Here is a 2,779-nt window from a genome sequence, read left to right as displayed (position 1 = left end):
TGCAGGGCGCCACTGCGTTCAGGACACGGCCGGCTCCCGCCGCACCCGGAACCAGGCCGCGTACATGGCGGGCAAGGCCAGCAGCGTGAGCACCGTGGCCACCACCAGACCGCCCATGATGGCGACGGCCATCGGACCCCAGAACACGCTGCGCGAGAGCGGGATCATGGCCAGCACGGCGGCGGCGGCGGTGAGCACGATGGGCCGCATGCGGCGCACCGCTGCTTCCACAATCGCGTCCCAGGCCGGCACGCCACGCGCCCGGTCCTGCTCGATCTGGTCGATCAGGATCACCGAGTTGCGCTGGATCATGCCCATGAGCGCGATCACACCCAGCAGGGCCACAAAGCCGAACGGGCGGTTGAGCAGCAGCAAGGCCGCCGCCACCCCGGCCAGGCCCAGCGGCCCGGTGAGGAACACCAGCACCGAGCGGCTAAAGCTTTGCAACTGCAGCATGAGCAACGTGAAGGTGAGGAACAGCATGATGGGCACGCCCACGGCAATGGAGTCCGAGCCCTTGCTGCTCTCTTCCACCGCGCCCGCCACCTGCACCCGGTAACTCGACAAGCCGCGCTGCGCCCACGACGCGGTGATTTCCGCCATCTTGGGCAGCAGTTCATTGGTCACGGTCGCGCCTTGCAGACCTTCGATCACGTCGCCTTGCACCGTGATGGCGAAATCGCGGTTCTCGCGCCAGATCACCCCAGGCTCCCAGTCAAACACCGGCTTGGCGATCTGCAACAACGGGATGCTCTTGCCGCTGGCAGTGGGCAGGTAGGCGTTGGCCAGGCTGCTGATGGCGTCGCGCTCGGCCAGTGGCTGGCGCAGCACGATGTCGATCAGCTTGTCGCCATCGCGGTACTGCCCCACCGTGGTGCCGCTCAAGATCGTGCGCGAGGCCTGCGCGATGGACTGGCTGGAGACCCCCAGTGCCCGTGCCTTGGCCTGGTCCACTTCGAGCCGCAAGACCTTGACCGACTCGTTCCAGTTGTCGTTCACCCCGCGCATGTTCGGGCTGTCCCGCATCGCCTGCTTGACCTCATCGGCCAGTCCACGCAGCACCTTCGGGTCGGAGCCGACCACGCGGAACTGCACCGGATAGGCCACCGGAGGCCCGTTGGGCAGCAGCTTGACGCGCCCACGCACCTCGGGAAATTCGGTGGCCAGCACAGCCGGCAGCGCCTTGCGCAAGCGTTCGCGGGTGGCCAGATCTTTGGGCAAGACGATCAGCTGCGACACATTGGTCTGCGGGAATATCTGCTCCATCGGCAAATAAAAGCGCGGCACGCCCGAGCCGACCCAGGTGCTCACGCTGTTGACGCCGTCCTCGGCGGCCAGACGGGCTTCCAGCCGACGGGCCATGGCGTCGTTGACGGCCATGCTGCTGCCCTCGGGCAGCCAGGCTTCGACCAGGATTTCTGGCCGGCTGGAATCGGGGAAAAACTGCTGCTGCACCTGGCCCATGCCCACGATACCCAGCACAAAGGTCAGCACGGTCGCGCCGATGGTGATCCAGCGGTGCTGCACACACCAGTCCACCGTGGCGCGGAAGCGGTCGTTGAACGGCCCGTTGAACACCTCCTTGACCTCACCCACATGCGGTTTGACCTTGAGCAATTTGAGCCCCAGGTACGGCACGAACATGACCGCTACCACCCAGGAGATCACCAACGCCGCCACCGTCACGCCAAAAATCGCAAAGGTGTATTCACCGGTGGTGGACTTGGCCATGCCGATGGGCAGGAAGCCCGCTGCGGTGATCAACGTGCCGGTGAGCATGGGCATGGCCGTGGCCTCCCAGGTGAAGGTGGCTGCGCGCATGCCGGTGTAGCCCTCTTCGAGTTTGCGCACCATCATCTCGACCGCGATGATGGCGTCGTCCACCAGCAGGCCCAGGGCGATGATCAGCGAGCCCAGCGAAATTTTGTGCAGGCCAATGCCCCAGTACTGCATGACCAGAAAAGTGATCGCCAACACCAGCGGAATGGTGATGAACACCACCAGGCCGGGCCGCATGTCCAGCGTGTAGCGGCGCCAGCCCCTGCCGCCTTCGCGCTTGTGCAGGCCCAGCGCCAGAAAGCTCACCGCCAGCACGATCACCACCGCCTCGATCAACACCTTGATGAATTCGTTGACCGATGTCGCCACCGCCTTGGGCTGGTCCTGCAGCTGCACCAGCTCCATGCCCGCTGGCAACTGGCGCTCGATGTCGGCCACGGTCAGCCTCAGGGCCTTGCCCAAGGCGATGATGTCGCCGCCTTTGGCCATGGAAATGCCCAGCGCGATGCTGTCCTTGCCGTTGTGGCGCACCATCACCTGCGGCGGATCCGAGTAGCCCAGGCCGATGTCGGCAATATCACCCAGGCGGATCTGGCTGCCGCTGGCGGCGCGGATCGGCATCGCCCGCAGCTGCTCCACCGAATTGAAGGCGCCGCCCACACGCACCTGCACCACGTCCAGTGGCGTCTGCACCGCGCCGGCCGACTCCACTGCGTTTTGCTGGCCCAAGGCGGCCAGCACCTGCTGCATGTCCAGCCCCAGAACGGCCAGGCGCTTCTGTGAAATCTCGATGGTGAGCTTTTGATCCTGCACCCCAAACAGCTCCACCTTGCTCACGTCCTTCACGCGCAACAGTTGCTGGCGCACGCGGTCCGCGACCTGCTTCTTGTCGGCCGGCGAAAAACCGTCGCCTTGCAGGGCGTAGATCACGCCAAACACATCGCCGAACTCGTCGTTGAAGAACGGTCCGACCACGCCTTGGGGCAACGTGCCCCGCATG

1 protein-coding gene is annotated in these 2,779 nt (G+C 65.4%); it reads right to left on the bottom strand.

Translation table 11 applies throughout. The features are described 5' to 3' along the window. Positions 1-18: 18 nt before the first annotated feature. The coding region (locus ABYB95_RS20770; protein ID WP_372661366.1) for an efflux RND transporter permease subunit at positions 19-2,779 on the bottom strand (2,761 nt) is incomplete at its 5' end.

Source organism: Hydrogenophaga sp. (assembly GCF_041633695.1).
Classification (GTDB): Bacteria; Pseudomonadota; Gammaproteobacteria; order Burkholderiales; family Burkholderiaceae_C; genus Hydrogenophaga.
This window is presented reverse-complemented; position numbering and strand designations above follow the sequence as displayed.